This is a genomic window from Azovibrio sp. (genome assembly GCF_049658005.1).
Taxonomy (GTDB): domain Bacteria; phylum Pseudomonadota; class Gammaproteobacteria; order Burkholderiales; family Rhodocyclaceae; genus Azovibrio.
In genome coordinates this window covers 21,523-36,339 of the sequence record NZ_JBASOH010000112.1, presented here as the reverse complement: position 1 = coordinate 36,339, position 14,817 = coordinate 21,523, and the positions used below count along the sequence as shown (strand labels likewise).

18 protein-coding genes are annotated in these 14,817 nt (G+C 62.4%); 12 read left to right on the top strand and 6 right to left on the bottom strand.

Annotation, left to right across the window (positions count from 1 at the left end):
- The 3 genes from mreD to WBH99_RS10420 all read right to left on the bottom strand — a co-directional run bounded on the left by mreD (position 1) and on the right by WBH99_RS10420 (position 2,570).
- Complete coding sequence (gene mreD, locus WBH99_RS10430; protein ID WP_424220024.1) at positions 1–522, bottom strand: rod shape-determining protein MreD; 522 nt, start codon at positions 520–522, stop codon at positions 1–3.
- A 3-nt stretch (positions 523–525) separates the two neighbouring features.
- On the bottom strand, positions 526–1,443 hold the full coding sequence (gene mreC / locus WBH99_RS10425) for a rod shape-determining protein MreC (RefSeq protein ID WP_424220023.1): 918 nt from the start codon (positions 1,441–1,443) through the stop codon (positions 526–528).
- Positions 1,444–1,526: 83 nt separating this feature from the next.
- Positions 1,527–2,570: a rod shape-determining protein gene (locus WBH99_RS10420; protein WP_424220022.1), complete on the bottom strand. Its 1,044-nt coding sequence runs from the start codon at positions 2,568–2,570 to the stop codon at positions 1,527–1,529.
- Between the two features lie 149 nt (positions 2,571–2,719).
- Here WBH99_RS10420 and gatC point away from each other — a divergent pair, with 149 nt between their 5' ends.
- The 4 genes from gatC to gatB are packed head-to-tail and all read left to right on the top strand — an operon-like array spanning position 2,720 to position 6,511.
- A complete protein-coding gene (gene gatC, locus WBH99_RS10415) occupies positions 2,720–3,019 on the top strand; it encodes an Asp-tRNA(Asn)/Glu-tRNA(Gln) amidotransferase subunit GatC (RefSeq protein WP_424220021.1) in 300 nt (99 codons plus the stop codon).
- A gap of 46 nt (positions 3,020–3,065) precedes the next feature.
- A complete protein-coding gene (gene gatA / locus WBH99_RS10410) occupies positions 3,066–4,526 on the top strand; it encodes an Asp-tRNA(Asn)/Glu-tRNA(Gln) amidotransferase subunit GatA (protein ID WP_424220020.1) in 1,461 nt (486 codons plus the stop codon).
- 3 nt (positions 4,527–4,529) lie between these two features.
- Positions 4,530–5,048, top strand: coding sequence for a hypothetical protein (locus WBH99_RS10405; RefSeq protein WP_424220019.1), 519 nt, complete (start codon positions 4,530–4,532; stop codon positions 5,046–5,048).
- Positions 5,049–5,053: 5 nt separating this feature from the next.
- Positions 5,054–6,511, top strand: a complete 1,458-nt coding sequence (gene gatB, locus WBH99_RS10400; RefSeq protein WP_424220017.1) for an Asp-tRNA(Asn)/Glu-tRNA(Gln) amidotransferase subunit GatB — start codon at positions 5,054–5,056, stop codon at positions 6,509–6,511.
- A gap of 34 nt (positions 6,512–6,545) precedes the next feature.
- Here the strand turns inward: gatB and WBH99_RS10395 are convergent, their stop codons facing one another.
- Together WBH99_RS10395 and pyrE are read right to left on the bottom strand one after the other, a co-directional pair.
- Complete coding sequence (locus WBH99_RS10395) at positions 6,546–7,199, bottom strand: hypothetical protein (RefSeq protein ID WP_424220016.1); 654 nt, start codon at positions 7,197–7,199, stop codon at positions 6,546–6,548.
- Positions 7,180–7,824 carry an orotate phosphoribosyltransferase gene (pyrE, locus tag WBH99_RS10390; RefSeq protein ID WP_424220015.1) on the bottom strand — a complete coding sequence of 215 codons (645 nt, stop codon included), beginning with the start codon at positions 7,822–7,824 and terminating at the stop codon, positions 7,180–7,182. The genes WBH99_RS10395 and pyrE overlap by 20 nt, the downstream gene beginning before the upstream one ends.
- A 208-nt stretch (positions 7,825–8,032) precedes the next feature.
- On the opposite strand from pyrE, the gene WBH99_RS10385 reads away from it, so the two are divergent.
- The 5 genes from WBH99_RS10385 to WBH99_RS10365 all read left to right on the top strand — a co-directional run bounded on the left by WBH99_RS10385 (position 8,033) and on the right by WBH99_RS10365 (position 10,246).
- Positions 8,033–8,803 carry an exodeoxyribonuclease III gene (locus tag WBH99_RS10385; RefSeq protein WP_424220014.1) on the top strand — a complete coding sequence of 257 codons (771 nt, stop codon included), beginning with the start codon at positions 8,033–8,035 and terminating at the stop codon, positions 8,801–8,803.
- A 116-nt stretch (positions 8,804–8,919) separates the two neighbouring features.
- Positions 8,920–9,240, top strand: a complete 321-nt coding sequence (locus WBH99_RS10380) for a DUF883 family protein (protein ID WP_424220013.1) — start codon at positions 8,920–8,922, stop codon at positions 9,238–9,240.
- A gap of 3 nt (positions 9,241–9,243) precedes the next feature.
- Positions 9,244–9,645: a phage holin family protein gene (locus tag WBH99_RS10375; RefSeq protein WP_424220012.1), complete on the top strand. Its 402-nt coding sequence runs from the start codon at positions 9,244–9,246 to the stop codon at positions 9,643–9,645.
- Positions 9,626–9,916, top strand: a complete 291-nt coding sequence (locus tag WBH99_RS10370) for a YqjK family protein (protein ID WP_424220011.1) — start codon at positions 9,626–9,628, stop codon at positions 9,914–9,916. The genes WBH99_RS10375 and WBH99_RS10370 overlap by 20 nt, the downstream gene beginning before the upstream one ends.
- 3 nt (positions 9,917–9,919) lie before the next feature.
- Positions 9,920–10,246 (top strand): hypothetical protein, encoded by a 327-nt coding sequence (locus WBH99_RS10365; RefSeq protein WP_424220010.1) that lies wholly within the window; start codon positions 9,920–9,922, stop codon positions 10,244–10,246.
- On the opposite strand, the gene WBH99_RS10360 is transcribed toward WBH99_RS10365, so the two are convergent.
- On the bottom strand, positions 10,243–11,520 hold the full coding sequence (locus WBH99_RS10360) for an AmpG family muropeptide MFS transporter (protein ID WP_424220009.1): 1,278 nt from the start codon (positions 11,518–11,520) through the stop codon (positions 10,243–10,245). The two genes, WBH99_RS10365 and WBH99_RS10360, sit on opposite strands and share 4 nt — an antisense overlap.
- Before the next feature lie 199 nt (positions 11,521–11,719).
- Here WBH99_RS10360 and WBH99_RS10355 point away from each other — a divergent pair, with 199 nt between their 5' ends.
- The 3 genes from WBH99_RS10355 to hslU are packed head-to-tail and all read left to right on the top strand — an operon-like array spanning position 11,720 to position 14,788.
- Positions 11,720–12,910 (top strand): STAS domain-containing protein, encoded by a 1,191-nt coding sequence (locus WBH99_RS10355; RefSeq protein WP_424220008.1) that lies wholly within the window; start codon positions 11,720–11,722, stop codon positions 12,908–12,910.
- A 7-nt stretch (positions 12,911–12,917) separates the two neighbouring features.
- Positions 12,918–13,457: an ATP-dependent protease subunit HslV gene (gene hslV, locus WBH99_RS10350; RefSeq protein ID WP_424220006.1), complete on the top strand. Its 540-nt coding sequence runs from the start codon at positions 12,918–12,920 to the stop codon at positions 13,455–13,457.
- Positions 13,454–14,788 (top strand): ATP-dependent protease ATPase subunit HslU, encoded by a 1,335-nt coding sequence (hslU, locus tag WBH99_RS10345; protein WP_424220005.1) that lies wholly within the window; start codon positions 13,454–13,456, stop codon positions 14,786–14,788. The genes hslV and hslU overlap by 4 nt, the downstream gene beginning before the upstream one ends.
- Positions 14,789–14,817: the final 29 nt, after the last annotated feature.

The following is a 14,817-nucleotide window of genomic DNA, read 5'->3' as shown; positions in this document are numbered from 1 at the left end:
TCAGATGGGACGGTTTTCATCCCGTTCCACCGGCTGGTACTGGGGGGCCAGCAGCAACAGGCTGATGGGGCCCCAGAGCAGGGTGGAAACCAGGGGTGAAAGGAATTGGCTCCAGCCCGGAAAATCAGCCCCTGCCATGAGCCGGATCAGCAACTGGATGGCCTGGGCCAGCAGCAACAGGGGCAGCACATGCAGGGCCTGGAGCGACAGGGGGAACCAGAGCATGCGCCGGGACAAGGCGGTGGCACCATAGGCCACCAGCACATAGGCTAGTGCATGTTGCCCCAGCGCTGCGCCATCGGCCACATCCATCGCCAGTCCCAGGGTGAAGGCCCAACCCATGCTGACCTTGCGCCATTCGCGCACATGCCAGAAGCACAGGGTCAGCAGCACCCAGTCTGGCATGCCGGGCCACTGCCGGGTCGGCAGCATGTTCAGCAGCAAGGCCATGAACAGGCTGAAGACGATGAACCAGGGCCGGGCGGCTTGCAGGATGCGGGAAGATTTATGGGAGCTTTGCATGACTCAGTGCTCCTGGGGGGATGCTGACGCCTTCGTGCCCAGATGGGGTTTTTCCGGCAGCGGGTCCGGGTGGGGCTGTACGGCGGGGCGTGGGTCAAGGACCATCACGACGGTATGGCTTTCCACCGCCGCGGCGGGGGTGGCAACGATGCGGGCGAAGGCATAGGCACTGTCCCGCTCGACATGGGCGACCTTGGCAACCGGAAAGCCGGGCATGTAAATGCCATCGAGCCCGGAGGTAACCAGGAGGTCGCCCACTTGCACATCGGCATTGGCAGGGACGTACTTCAGTTCCACCTGGCCGTTGCCTAGTCCGAAAGTCACCGAGCGCAGGCCGGTGCGCAGGATCTGCACCGGTACGGCTTGATCTTTGTCGGTAATCAGGGTGACTTCGGCGCTCAGGGGAAAGACGCGGGTGACCTGGCCGATGAGGCCGGCCTCGTCAATTACCGGCTGACCGGGCACCAGGTTTTGTTGTAGACCCTTGTCCAGATAAACCCGACGGGTGAATGGGTCACGGGCCGTGTAGATGATATGCGCGGCTTGTCCCGCCGTCTTTTCCCGGGGCTGCAGGCCGAGAAGTTGGCGCAGACGTTGATTTTCTGCTTCCAGCTGGGCCAGGCGCGTCAGCGCCGGGGCCGCCTCCAGTTGGGCGGCCTCCAGGCGGCGGTTTTTTTCCTGTACGGATTCGAGGGTGAGGAAATAGTCGGAGCCCTCGGTGAGCATGCGTACCGGCGCCTGGGCCAGACGTTGCAGAGGGTCCGTGATCACGGAGATGCCCTGGCGCAGGATGTCCAGGGCGTGAAAACGTAAATCGAGGACGAACAGGGCAATCGAGAAGGCGACGTAGAAACTCAGCAGCGCCAGCGGTGCTGGTCCGCGCTTGAAGAATGGAGGGGGAGCGTGGTCCAGTCCGGCCACGAAATGTCAGTCCCGTCTTGCGGTGTGAAAGATGGGAGCCCGGACTGCGCCGTGCTCAGTCGCCCAGGCCATTCCTTGCGTCCTTACTCGGAAGCGAAGATGGAATCGATCTTGTCCATCTTTTCCAGGGCCAGACCGCAACCGCGGGCGACGCAGGTGAGGGGGTTCTCGGCGACGATCACCGGCAGACCGGTTTCTTCCATCAGCAGGCGGTCCAGGTCGCGCAGCAAGGCGCCGCCGCCGGTCAGGACCATGCCCTTCTCGGCAATGTCGGCCCCCAGTTCGGGCGGGGTCTTTTCCAGGGCGGACTTGACGGCGGACACCACCTGGTTCAAGGGGTCGGTCAGGGCTTCGAGGATTTCGTTGGAGGAAATGGTGAACTTGCGCGGGATGCCTTCGGCCTTGTTGATGCCGGAGACTTCCATTTCCCTCACCTCGGCGCCCGGGAAGGCGGAGCCGATGGTCTTCTTGATGTTCTCGGCGGTATTCTCGCCGATCAGCATGCCATAGTTGCGGCTGATGTAGTTGATGATGGCTTCGTCCAGCTTGTCGCCGCCGACGCGCACGGAGCCGGAGTAGACCATGCCGCCCAGGGAGATCACGCCCACTTCGGTGGTGCCACCGCCGATGTCCACCACCATCGAGCCGGTGGCCTCGGCTACGGGCAGGTCGGCGCCGATGGCGGCTGCCATGGGTTCCTCGATCAGATACACCTGGCTGGCGCCGGCGCCGATGGCGGATTCGCGGATGGCACGGCGTTCGACCTGGGTGGAGCCGGAAGGCACGCAGATGATGATGCGGGGACTGGGGGAGAACAGCCTGGATTCGTGAGCCCGCTTGATGAATTGCTTCAGCATCTGCTCGGTCACCGTGAAGTCGGCGATTACCCCGTCCTTCATGGGCCGGATCACGGTGATGGAGCCAGGCGCCTTGCCCAGCATGTCCTTGGCTTCCTTGCCGACGGCCTGGATGGTTTTCTTGGCATTGGGGCCGCCTTCGAGGCGGATGGCAACGACGGAGGGTTCATCCAGGACGATGCCTTGGGAGCGGGCGTAAATCAGGGTGTTGGCGGTGCCCAGGTCGATGGCGAGGTCGTTGGAGAAATAGCTGCGGAGTAGGCCGAACATTCTGTGTAATCCTGCTGGGAGGTGCGGCGAATAAAGCTTTCATGATACCTTATAATGCTTTGGTGCATGAGATTTTTTGCAATGCAGCACTGCCTTGCAGAAGCCTTGTGATGTCTTGATTGTCTGTTGTTTTTTTTCGAGAGAGCGTCATGTCGCTGACCCTTCCCGAGGTACAACGCATCGCCTACCTGGCCCGTATCGAGGTCAGCGAGGCGGAGGCGGAAACCTCCCGTCAACATCTGAACGGAATTTTTTCCCTGATCGAAGCCATGCAGGCAGCCGATACCCAGGGGGTTGAACCCATGGCCCACGCCCAGGATGTCGGCCAGCGCCTGCGTGAAGACCGGGTAAGCCACCTGGACCCGGACGGGGTTCAGCGCGCCAGGTTCCAGGCTATCGCGCCGGAAACCGAGGCGGGGCTGTATCTGGTTCCCAAAGTCATCGAATAATCATCGCATAACGAGGAGCGGGAGCCTTCCGGGTTTTCCCTAAGTCATGATTCACGCCAGTCTCAAAGAACTCGCTGCGGCTCTGGCCGCCAAGACCCTTTCCAGTGTCGAACTGACCCAGCTCTATCTGGACCGGATTGCCCGGCTCAATCCCGAGCTGAACGCCTTCATCACCACCGACCCGGAACGCAGCCTGGCGGCGGCCCGGCTTGCCGATGCCCGTATCGCCGCCGGTCAGGCCGGGCCGCTCACCGGCATTCCGATTGCCCAGAAGGACATTTTCTGTGCCGAAGGCTGGCGCACGACCTGCGGCTCGAAGATGCTGGAGAACTTCATTTCTCCCTACGACGCCACCGTGATCACAAGGCTGGAGCGGGAAGCCGGCATGGTCTCCCTGGGCAAGGCGAACATGGACGAATTCGCCATGGGCTCCTCCAACGAGACTTCCTGGTTCGGCCCGGTGCAAAACCCCTGGGACAAGACCCGGGTGCCCGGCGGATCTTCCGGCGGCTCCGCCGCCGCCGTGGCGGCGGCCCTGGCGCCCGTGGCCACCGGCACCGACACGGGCGGTTCGATCCGCCAGCCGGCCGCGCTCTGCAACCTGACCGGCCTGAAGCCCACCTACGGGGTGGTATCCCGCTATGGCATGATCGCTTTTGCCTCTTCCCTCGACCAGGCCGGCCCCATGGCCCGCTCCGCTGCCGACTGCGCCTTGCTGCTCAACGCCATGGCCGGTTTCGACGACAAGGATTCCACCAGTCTCGAGCGTCCCTCCGAGGATTACTGCCGCTGTCTGGGACAGCCCTTGCAGGGACTGAAGATCGGCCTGCCCAGGGAATTTTTCGGCGAAGGTTGCGCAGCCGGGGTGATGGCCGCCGTCCAGGCCGCCATCGACGAGTACAAGCGCCTGGGTGCCGAGCTGGTGGAGGTGAGCCTGCCCAACTCCCATTTGTCGGTGCCGGCCTACTACGTGATTGCTCCGGCCGAGGCAAGTTCCAACCTCTCCCGTTTCGATGGGGTGCGTTACGGCTACCGGGCCCCTGAATACCGCGACCTGAGCGACATGTACTGCAAGACCCGGGCCCAGGGTTTCGGCGCCGAGGTGAAGCGTCGAATCCTGATCGGCACCTATGTGCTCTCCCATGGCTACTACGACGCCTACTATCTGCAGGCCCAGCGCATCCGCCGCCTGATCGCCGACGACTTCGTCGCCGCCTTCAGGCAGTGCGACGTGATCCTCGGCCCCACCAGCCCTTCCACGGCCTTCAAGCAGGGTGAGAAGGCCGCTGATCCGGTGCAGATGTATCTTTCCGACATTTACACCATTGCGGTGAACCTGGCGGGCCTGCCTGGCATGTCCCTGCCTTGCGGTTTCGATGATCAGGGCTTGCCCATCGGCATGCAGCTGATCGGCAATTATTTTGATGAGGCGCGCCTGCTCAATGTGGCCCATGCTTACCAGCAGGCCAGCGACTGGCACCGCCGTACACCGGCCGGTTTGGAGTAAGCCTTGAATTTGCAACGTTATTTGCTGTCATCCCTGCTGTTTCTGGGCGCTTGCGCCCAGGTCCCGCCGGAGCAGAAGCCGGAGGCTGTCAAGGAAGAGGTGCCGGCAGAAGCGCGGAAGATGGAGTCCCAGCCCCTGAAATATCTCAAGGGGCGCACGATCCTGCCTCAGCCTACGCGGCCCTTGAATGTGCGCTCCAGATGCACCCACCGGGATGCGGTGGGGACGCGCACCAGCCTCAATCTGCTGGTGAAAAATGCAGAAGTGAAGACCTTTGATGCGCGGGTGGATATTCCCAGGCACGGCGCCTGCCGGTTCAATCTGGCCAAGTTCAAGCAGGTGGCTACCTTGCCGAATGTGCTGCTGGAAACCCGGGATGGCTCGGGCTGTTCCGTCCGCATGTGGGAGCAAGGCCCGCGAGTGACCATCGCTTTCAGTAATTGTCCGGCCTCCTGTGAGGGCCAGGCTTTCGATTATCTCTGGCCGATCATGGTGGAAGCCAAGAGCGGTCATTGTTTCTGACGGGAATGAAGATGAATCAGTGGGAAGTTGTCATCGGTCTCGAGACCCACGTGCAGTTGGCGACGGCATCCAAGATTTTTTCCGGTGCCTCCACCGCCTTTGGCGCCGCCCCCAATACCCAGGCCTCCCCGGTGGACCTGGCTCTGCCCGGCGTGCTGCCGGTCTTGAACAAGGGAGCCGTGGAATGCGCCATCCGGTTCGGTCTGGCGGTGGATGCCCAGGTGGCCGGGAAATCGGTGTTCGCCCGCAAGAACTACTTTTATCCGGACCTGCCCAAGGGCTACCAGATCAGCCAGTTCGAGCTGCCGGTCGTGCAGGGGGGGCATGTGGCCATTGCCGTGGGTCAGGGCGACAAGGCTTACGAAAAGCGCGTCCAGCTGACCCGGGCCCACCTGGAAGAGGATGCGGGCAAATCCCTGCACGAGGATTTCCACGGCAAGACCGGCATCGACCTGAACCGGGCCGGCACGCCGCTCCTGGAAATCGTCACCGAGCCGGACATGCGCTCCTCCGACGAAGCCGTAGCCTACGCCAGGGCCCTGCACGCCCTGGTGCGCTGGATCGGGATCTGCGACGGCAACATGCAGGAAGGCTCCTTCCGCTGCGACGCCAATGTATCCGTGCATCGGCCGGGCACTCCCTTCGGCACCCGCCGGGAGATCAAGAATCTCAACTCCTTCCGTTTCCTGAAGGAAGCCATCGAGTATGAGATTCGCTGGCAGATCGAGACCCTGGAAGAAGGCGGGACCATTCAGCAGGCCACGGTGCTGTTTGATCCCGCGACGGGCGAAACCCGGTCCATGCGCACCAAGGAAGATGCGCACGATTACCGCTACTTCCCCGATCCCGACCTGCTGCCCCTGGTCATTTCGCCGGAGTGGATCGCCCGCACCAAGGCCGCCTTGCCCGAACTGCCGGAAGCCAGGAAACAGCGCTTCATCGCCGACTACGGTCTGTCTGCCTACGATGCCACCACCCTGACGGCGGCCCTGGAAACAGCGGCTTATTTTGAAGCCGCAGTTGCCGTTGCGGGCAAACCCGGCGCCAAGCCTTGTGCCAACTGGGTGATGGTGGACCTGGCCGCCCGCCTCAACAAGGAAGGCCTTGAAATCACCCAGTCACCGGTGACTGCGGCCCAGTTGGGCGGGCTGGTGGCCCGGATCACCGACAACACCCTTTCCAACGCCATTGCCAAGAAAGTGTTCGAGGCCCTCTGGGCAGGCGAGGGAAGCAGTGCCGACGAGATCATCGAAAAGCAGGGCCTGAAGCAGATTACCGACACCGGCGCCATCGAGAAGCTGGTGGACGAAGTGCTGGCCGCCAATGCCGCCAATGTGGCCGAGTTCAAGGCGGGCAAGGAAAAAGCCTTCAATGCCCTGGTAGGGCAGGTCATGAAAGCGGCCAAGGGCAAGGCCAATCCGCAGCAGGTGAATGAGTTGTTGCGCCAGAAACTGGCCGGGTGAGAAAGAGGGCAGAGGCCGGGCCGGGCCGCCCGGTCTAGCGACGCGGACGACGGGAAAGGTCGATATAACGGCGCCGGTCTTCGCTGTATCTGGACTTGATCAATTCCAGCTCCCGCTTTTTGGCATTGATCAATTCGGTCTGAGTCCGGATTTCCGTATCCTCGTCCCGGAGGCCCTTCGCGACTTCGGGAGGCAAGGCGCGGTTGGGATAGAACTCGGCTTCATTTTCGAACTTCTTGCGCCGTTTTCTGGCCTCGGCAATCCGTTCTTCGGCGTTGGCGATGGCGGCCTTGACGTCTGCTTCCGCCCGGGCCTGCATGCGGTCCAGGTCTTCCAGGCTGGAATAGGTCTCCAGCAGGGCCTGATCCTTGCGTCTTTGTTCGCGGGCTTGAGCTTCCTTCAACTTTTCCTGGCGCGCAGCTTCCGCCTGGGCCGCCTTTTCTGCCGGCGTGAGCGGCGGCCCCACCTCCCTCGTCAGCATGCCCTGGTGGCTGTAGACCTTGTAAGCCAGGCCGTTGCATTGAGGCGGCAGGAGATCACCGCAGACACGGTGGCCCGAGGCATCCGTGCAGCAGAAAAAGGAGCCACGTGCCGTGCTGGCCTCAGGTTGGGCGTATGCCGGCACCGCCAGACCCGCCAGCAGCAGGGCGGATAGCGGGATACGCCGCTTAGTGCTGGGTAACGCCATACTGGCTCCGGTAGGCCGCGACGGCCTCGCGGTGGGCGGCAAGTTCGGGGTGTCCTTGCAGATACCCCATCAGATGTTCAAGGTTGGCCACCGCCAGCACCGGCAAGCCGTAGTCGCGTTCCACTTCCTGTACGGCCGAGAGTTGGCCCAGGCCGAGTTCCATCCGGTCCAGGGCGATGGCCACCCCGGCCACCTGGGCGCCAGCGGCGCGGATCAGTTCCACCGATTCCCGTACTGAAGTGCCGGCGGAGATGACATCGTCCACGATCAGGACTTTGCCCTGTAGCGGCGCGCCGACCAGGGTGCCGCCCTCACCATGATCCTTGGCTTCCTTGCGATTGTAGGCAAACGGCAGGTTGCGCCCCGCCATGGCCATGGCCATGGCCACGCCGGTGACCAGCGGGATACCCTTGTAGGCGGGGCCGAACAGCATGTCGAACGGGAGTCCACCGGCCTGTATGGATTTGACATAGAACTGACTCAGTCTGAGCATGGATGCGCCGTCATTGAACAAGCCGGCATTGAAAAAATAGGGGGAGAGCCGCCCCGCCTTGGTCTTGAATTCGCCAAAGCGCAAAACCTGGTGGCCAACGGCGAATTCGATGAATTCCTGACGAAAATCCATGGTCCGGCTAAATCCAATCTGTTTTGGCAAGCGCATATGTTACTACGCATCATCCCGCCGGGGCTCAACGACATTGGTGCCGCATGTCATGGCAAATGTCCGGTTCCGGCAGGACAAAACTGTCCGCCGGTTTTGCCGGGCCGGGGCCGGGCGGGGTATGCTCTTTTTTTTCATGCACCCGGGCCAAGGCAGCCTCATTCCACTTCTCATGCGAATCATCACCATGAACCTCAATGGCATCCGCTCCGCCGCGGACAAGGGTTTCTTCGACTGGATGCAGACTTCGGGCGCCGACGTGGTCTGTGTGCAGGAACTCAAGGCCCAGGCCGGCGATCTTGCCGACGCCATGCGAAGCCCGGCGGGCTACCAGGGCTTTTTTCATTACGCCGACAAAAAGGGGTATTCCGGTGTCGGCATCTATAGCCGACGCCCGCCTGACCGGGTTACCGAAGGCATCGGGCATCCCGGCTTCGATGCGGAGGGGCGTTTCATCCGGGCCGATCTGGGTGGCTTATCGGTGGTTTCCCTCTATGTGCCTTCCGGTTCATCTTCTCCGGAGCGCCAGGCGGCCAAATTCGCCTTCCTGGAAGAATTCATGACGGTGATGGATGCCCTGCGCCAGGAGGGGCGGCAATTCATCATCTGTGGTGACTGGAACATCGCCCACTGTCCGATCGACCTGAAGAACTGGAAGGGCAATCTGAAACATTCCGGATTCCTGCCTGAGGAGCGGGAGTGGCTGACCCGGCTTTATGCCAGTGGCTGGGTGGATGTCTATCGAGCCTTGTATCCAGAGGCCGGCGAAGAGGGGTATACCTGGTGGAGCCATCGCGGCCAGGCCTATGCCAAAAATGTCGGCTGGCGGATCGACCTGCAGGTGGCAACACCGGAGGCCGCTGCGAGCGCCCGGTATGCCCAGGTGTACAAGGCGCAGAAGTTTTCCGATCACGCGCCGCTGTGCATCGATTATGAGTTCTGACGTCCCGCCCTGCATTGCCTTGCCGTCTCATTGCCTTGCCGTCTCATTGCCTTGCCGTCTTTAACACGCTAATCTGTAGCTGTTTTCAAACACCATTCATATAGATGAGGTTCGCCATGTCCCAAACCAATACCGTAGCGCTGGCCACCAAGGAAAAGCTGGTCTCCGACATGAAGGTCGTGATCGCTGACGCTGAGGAAATTCTGAAGAGCACCGCCGATGTTGCGGGTGAAAAGATGGCTAACATCCGCAGCAAGATCGAAGCCCGCCTGAAGGACGCCAAGGTTCGCCTGGAAGATGCCGAGGCCGCCCTGGTGGACAAGACCAAGGCCTGTGCCCGTGCCACGGATGATTTCGTGCATGACCAGCCCTGGAAGGCCGTGGGTGTGGCCGCTGTCGTCGGCCTGGCCCTGGGTGTCCTGATCGGTCGTCGCTGATCCATGACGGAGAACACCTCCCCTGGCGTATTCGCCTCCCTGCGCAGCCTGCTGGGGGATGTGGTCGATATCGGCCGTACCCGTCTGGCTCTGCTTGCCAATGAGGTGGAAGAGGAAAAGCTCCGCCTGGTCGGGGGGCTCGTCCACAGCATTCTGGCGCTGGCCTGCCTGATCATCGGGGTGGTATTGCTGGTGGCTTTCCTGGCCTTGCTGTTCTGGGAGCAGCGCCTGGTGGTGCTGGGCCTCGCCTGTCTGGTGTTCCTGTCTGCCGCGGTTGTCTTTGCCCGGCGCAGCCTGTCCGGGCTGGAGCGGGGCTCCGGTCTGTTCAAGGCCAGTCTGGCGGAACTGGAGGCGGATGTCGCCAGCCTGAAGAAGCGGGGGCAGGATGAATCCCCGTCTGCTTGAACTCAGAGAGCAGCGGGGCGTCCTGCGGGCCCGTTGTGCTGCCCAGCGGCAGGCCGTGGCGCTCGATAGTGCCGGCTTGCAGAGTCTCTGTGCGCTCGCAGACCGGGTGCAGCAGGGAGCCGGCTGGGTGCGCCGCCATCCGCAAGTGGTGGGCGGCGTGGCTGCCTTGCTGGTCCTGCTCAAACCCCGCCGCTTCTGGCGTTGGGGCCGGCGCGGCTTGATCGCCTGGCAGACTTGGCGTTCTTTGCGGCGCCGCTTGTTCTCCCGCTAGATCATGCGGGCCGCATCCCTTGATCCGCTTGTCGTCACGGCAGCCCGCCTGCCTTCCTGGTGGCGTCAGTTGCTGGCGGCGCAGCGCAGTGAGGCCCGTCATGCCATGGCTGAACTGGCATCCCTCAAGGGTTTCATGCCCCTGCTGATGAAGACCAGGAATGGCGGCGCCTGGTCGAACGAAGAAAAGCAGCTGTTGCTGGAGCATCTGCGCTGCTTTTCCCGTTTATCCCCCTACTTCATGCTGCTCCTCTTGCCGGGCTCGACCTTGTTGCTTCCGGTTTATGCCTGGTGGCTGGATCGACGCCGCCTGCGGCGCCAGCAGGTTTAGACGTTTTCGCCCCGGGCCGCATTCCAGGGCGCCACTTTGATGAGCAGCAGCATGCCGGGCACGGCCAGGGCCGTGCATAGCATGTAGAAGCCGACCCAGCCCAGGTTTTCCACCAGTACGCCGGCAAAGGCATTGATGACGGTACGGGGTACGGCCGTCAGGCTGGTGAACAGGGCAAACTGGGTGGCCGTGTAGGCCGGATGGGTGGAGCGGGCGATGAAGGCGGTGAAGGCCGCGGTGCCCAGGCCCACGCCCAGGTATTCGGCAGAAATCACGGCGGCCAGGGCCCCGCGGTTGAAGCCGAGAATTTCTGGCTGGGGGCCCAGCCAGGCCAGCCAGGCAAAGCCCAGGATGGTGACCATCTGCACCAGGCCAAATATCCACAGGGCCCGGTTGATACCGATCTTCACCATCCACAGGCCGCCGATCATGCCGCCGATGACGGCAGGCCAGAGTCCCGCATGTTTGGCGATCAGGCCGATATCGGTCTTGGAGTAGCCCATGTCGAGGTAGAAGGGGGTGGACAGGGCGGTGGCCAGGGAGTCTCCGAGCTTGTAGAGGAACAGGAAGGAGAGCACCAGCAGGGCGCCCTGAACGCCCTGGCGGCCGATGAATTCGTTGAAGGGTTCGATGCAGGCTTCCCGCAAAGTCTTGGGGGGGGTCAGTATCTCGGGCTCCTTGACCAGGATCGCCATGATCATGCCGGGAATCATGAACAGGGCGGTGATCCAGAACACCTGATTCCAGGGCAGGCTGTCGGCCAGGATCAGGGACAAGGAGCCGGGGACCAGACCGGCCACCCGATAGGCATTCACATGGACGGAGCTGCCCAGGCCGAGTTCTGCTTCCGACAGGATTTCCCGCCGGAAGGCGTCCAGGGCGATGTCCTGGGTGGCGGAGAGGAAGGCCAGCAGGGCCGCAAGGCCCGAAATCAGCAGGATTTCCTTGCGGGGGTCGAAGCCTCCCAAGGTGCCGATGGAAAACAGCAGCCCGACCTGGGTCAGCAGCATCCAGCCGCGCCGCCGCCCCAGGGGAAGGATGAAACGGTCCAGGAAGGGCGCCCAGATGAATTTCCAGGTGAAGGGAAACTGGATCAGGGCAAAGAAACCGATGGTTTTCAGATCCACTCCTTCGCTGCGCAGCCAGGCGGGGACCAGGTTGATGAGCAGATACAGGGGCAGGCCGGAGGCAAAGCCCGTAAAAATGCAGATCAGCATCTTGCGGGTCAGCAGGGGGGCAAGCCAGGCAGGTGCGGTCATGAGCAGCAGGGTCAAGAGAGAGTGCGGATTATACGTTGTGAGTGAGTCGCATCGGCGTGCGAGGTCGGGGGCGGTCTGGGGGCTCCAGCCCGTGGCTCGGGCGCGAGCTTGCCGGGGCGGGTCCGTGCCCCTGCTGGATAGGGGGCGGAGGGAGGGCGGGCATTGCGCGGCGCCGGTCGACGTGCTAAAAAGCAGGATCCTCTAGGCGAGATCGATGGTTTTCTCTTTTTTCAAAAAAATAGCGCAAAAAATGCCGGAGCGGCCAGCGGCCAAGCCCCGGGGAGATTCTCTTCCTCATCCGGCCAAGGCGGCGTCCGAGGCGGCGCCTGAGGCGGTGCCGGAAGTTGCGCCCGTATCCGATGCCAACTGGGATCTGGATTTTTCCAGAGATAACACGCAGCCCAATGGCGGCTACGGTATCGAGATTTACGAAGAAACGGATCCCTTTGCAGAAATCGCTGAACATGCCGCGATTCTTTACGCCAATGGTCAGGATGATGCCGCGCGCGTCACTCTGGAATCGTCCATCCGTAATAACGCCGAGCCGGGGGCGATCAAGCTCTGGGCGATGTTGTTCGATCTGCTGCGTCTCAAGGGGGAACGGGCCGCTTTTGAAGCCCTGAGTCTCGAGTTTGCCCGGGTCTACGAACGCTCGCCCCCATCCTGGGACATGGAGGCCGTGTCCAGCAAGAAGGCAGGTCATGCGGTCGGCGGCCAAGTCGCCTTGCAAGGCGTCGTGGCGGGCGATGATCCGGTCTTTGATGATTTGCTGCAGGCCCTGTCGAGCGGCTCTTCCCGCACCCTGGATCTGGGGCGTCTTGCCGGTCTGGATGCCGAAGCCAGCGCCAAGTTGGCCAAATTGCTGAATCAGGCGCGTCGGCGTGGCCTGGCCTGGAGTGTGCATGGCGCCGAAGGGCTGGCCTCGCGTCTGTCCAACCGCACGATAATGGGTCAGGCGCAGGGAGAACCGCTGTGGCTCCTGTTGCTCGAGTTGTATCAGTACATGGGCAGGGAAGCACAATTCGAAGAGAAAGCCGTCGATTACGCCGTCACCTTCGAAGTCTCCCCGCCTTCCTGGGAGGGGCTCAAGACGCCCCCGCTGCCAGCAGAAGAGCCGGTTCCCGAAGAGGTGGAAGCAGAAAGTGTGGCGGCTGTTCTGGAGGGAGAGATCCTCCAGGGTAACCTCAAGGAAGTGGCGCGCCACTTGCACGAAGGCGAAGACTGTCGCCTCGATTTCACCCGAGTGACCCGGCTGGACTTCGTCAGCGCCGCTGCCCTGGTCAATCTGCTCAAGACTGCAGGCGCCTCCGCGGTGGTCATCCATCATCCCAATCGCCTGGTGGCCGAGTTGATGCGCGTCATGGGCATCGATCAGGTCGCCCGGGTCGAACTTTCCAGACACTGAGGTTTTCATGGAGCAATATCACGGCACCACGATCTTGTCGGTGCGGCGGGGCAATATCGTCGCCATCGGTGGCGATGGCCAGGTTACCCTGGGTAACATGGTCATCAAGCAGACGGCCCGGAAGATCCGCCGCCTGTATCAGGATCGCATCCTCACCGGCTTTGCCGGCGCCACCGCGGATGCCTTCACCTTGCTGGACCTGTTCGAATCCAAGCTGGAAAAGCATCAGGGCAACCTGATGCGCAGCGCCGTGGAACTGGCCAAGGAGTGGCGCACCGACCGCATGTTGCGCCGGCTGGAAGCGATGCTGATCGTGGCTGACCCGGAGCGCACCCTGGTCATCACCGGCAATGGCGACGTGCTGGAACCGGAGCTGGGCATCGCCGCCATCGGCTCCGGCGGCGCCTATGCCCAGAGCGCCGCCCGCGCCCTGCTTGAAAATACCGGGCTCTCTCCCGAGGAAATCGTGCGCAAGTCCCTGGAGATTGCCGGGGACATCTGCATCTACACCAACAAGAATTTCACCCTGGAGGTGCTAGAAGCATGACCACCATGAACCCTCAGGAAATCGTCCACGAGCTGGACAAGCATATCGTCGGCCAGGGCAATGCCAAGAAAGCCGTGGCCATTGCCCTTCGCAACCGCTGGCGGCGGGCCCAGGTGGACGAGCCCCTGCGTTCCGAAATCACGCCCAAGAACATCCTCATGATCGGGCCCACCGGGGTCGGCAAGACCGAGATCGCCCGGCGCCTGGCGCGCCTGGCCCAGGCCCCCTTCATCAAGGTGGAAGCGACCAAGTTCACCGAGGTCGGCTATGTCGGCCGGGATGTGGACACCATCATCCGCGACCTGATGGAGACTGCCATCAAGGAACAACGGGAGCGGGCCATGGCGCAGGTACGGGCACGCGCCGAGGATGCCGCCGAGGAGCGGGTGCTGGATGCCTTGCTGCCGCCGGCGCGCAATGCCGGTTTCTTTGCCGAGAACGGCGCCGCTGAAGATAACGGCACCCGCCAGAAATTCCGCAAGAAGCTGCGGGAGGGGGAACTGGACGACAAGGAAATCGAGATCGAGGTGGCCCTGCCTGCCTTGCAGGCGGAAATTTTTGCGCCGCCGGGCATGGAGGAACTCACCAGCCAGATCCAGGGCATGTTCCAGAACATGGGCGGTGGGCGCAAGAAAAGTCGCAAGCTGAAGATCCGCGAAGCGCTCAAGTTACTCACCGACGAGGAGGCGGCGAAGCTGGTGAACGATGAGGAGGTGAAGCTTGAGGCCTTGAAGAACGTGGAGCAGAACGGCATCGTCTTCCTCGATGAGATCGACAAGGTGGCCAGCCGCGGCAATGCCCAGGGGGCGGACGTCTCCCGCCAGGGGGTGCAGCGCGACCTGTTGCCTCTGGTGGAGGGCACCACGGTCTCCACCAAGTACGGCATGGTGAAGACCGATCACATCCTGTTCATCGCTTCCGGAGCCTTTCACCTGGCCAAACCCTCCGACCTGATTCCGGAACTCCAGGGCCGTTTCCCCATTCGCGTCGAGCTCGATTCCCTCTCCGTGGCCGACTTCGAAGGCATCCTGACCCAGACCGATGCCTGCCTGACCCGCCAGTACCAGGCCCTGCTGGAAACCGAAGGCGTGCAACTGGGTTTTGCCGCCGACGGCATCCGCCGTCTGGCCGAGATTGCCTTCCAGGTGAATGAAAAGACGGAGAATATCGGTGCCCGGCGCTTATATACCGTGCTGGAAAAGTTGCTAGAAGAAGTCTCCTTCAGTGCCGGCAAGGCCGGGCAGGAAGCCGTGCATGTCGATGCCGCCTATGTGGACGCCCGCCTCGGAACGCTGGCGGCGGACGAGGATCTGTCGCGCTACGTGCTGTAATTTCGCAAGTCTATTCGCAAGTCTACGCC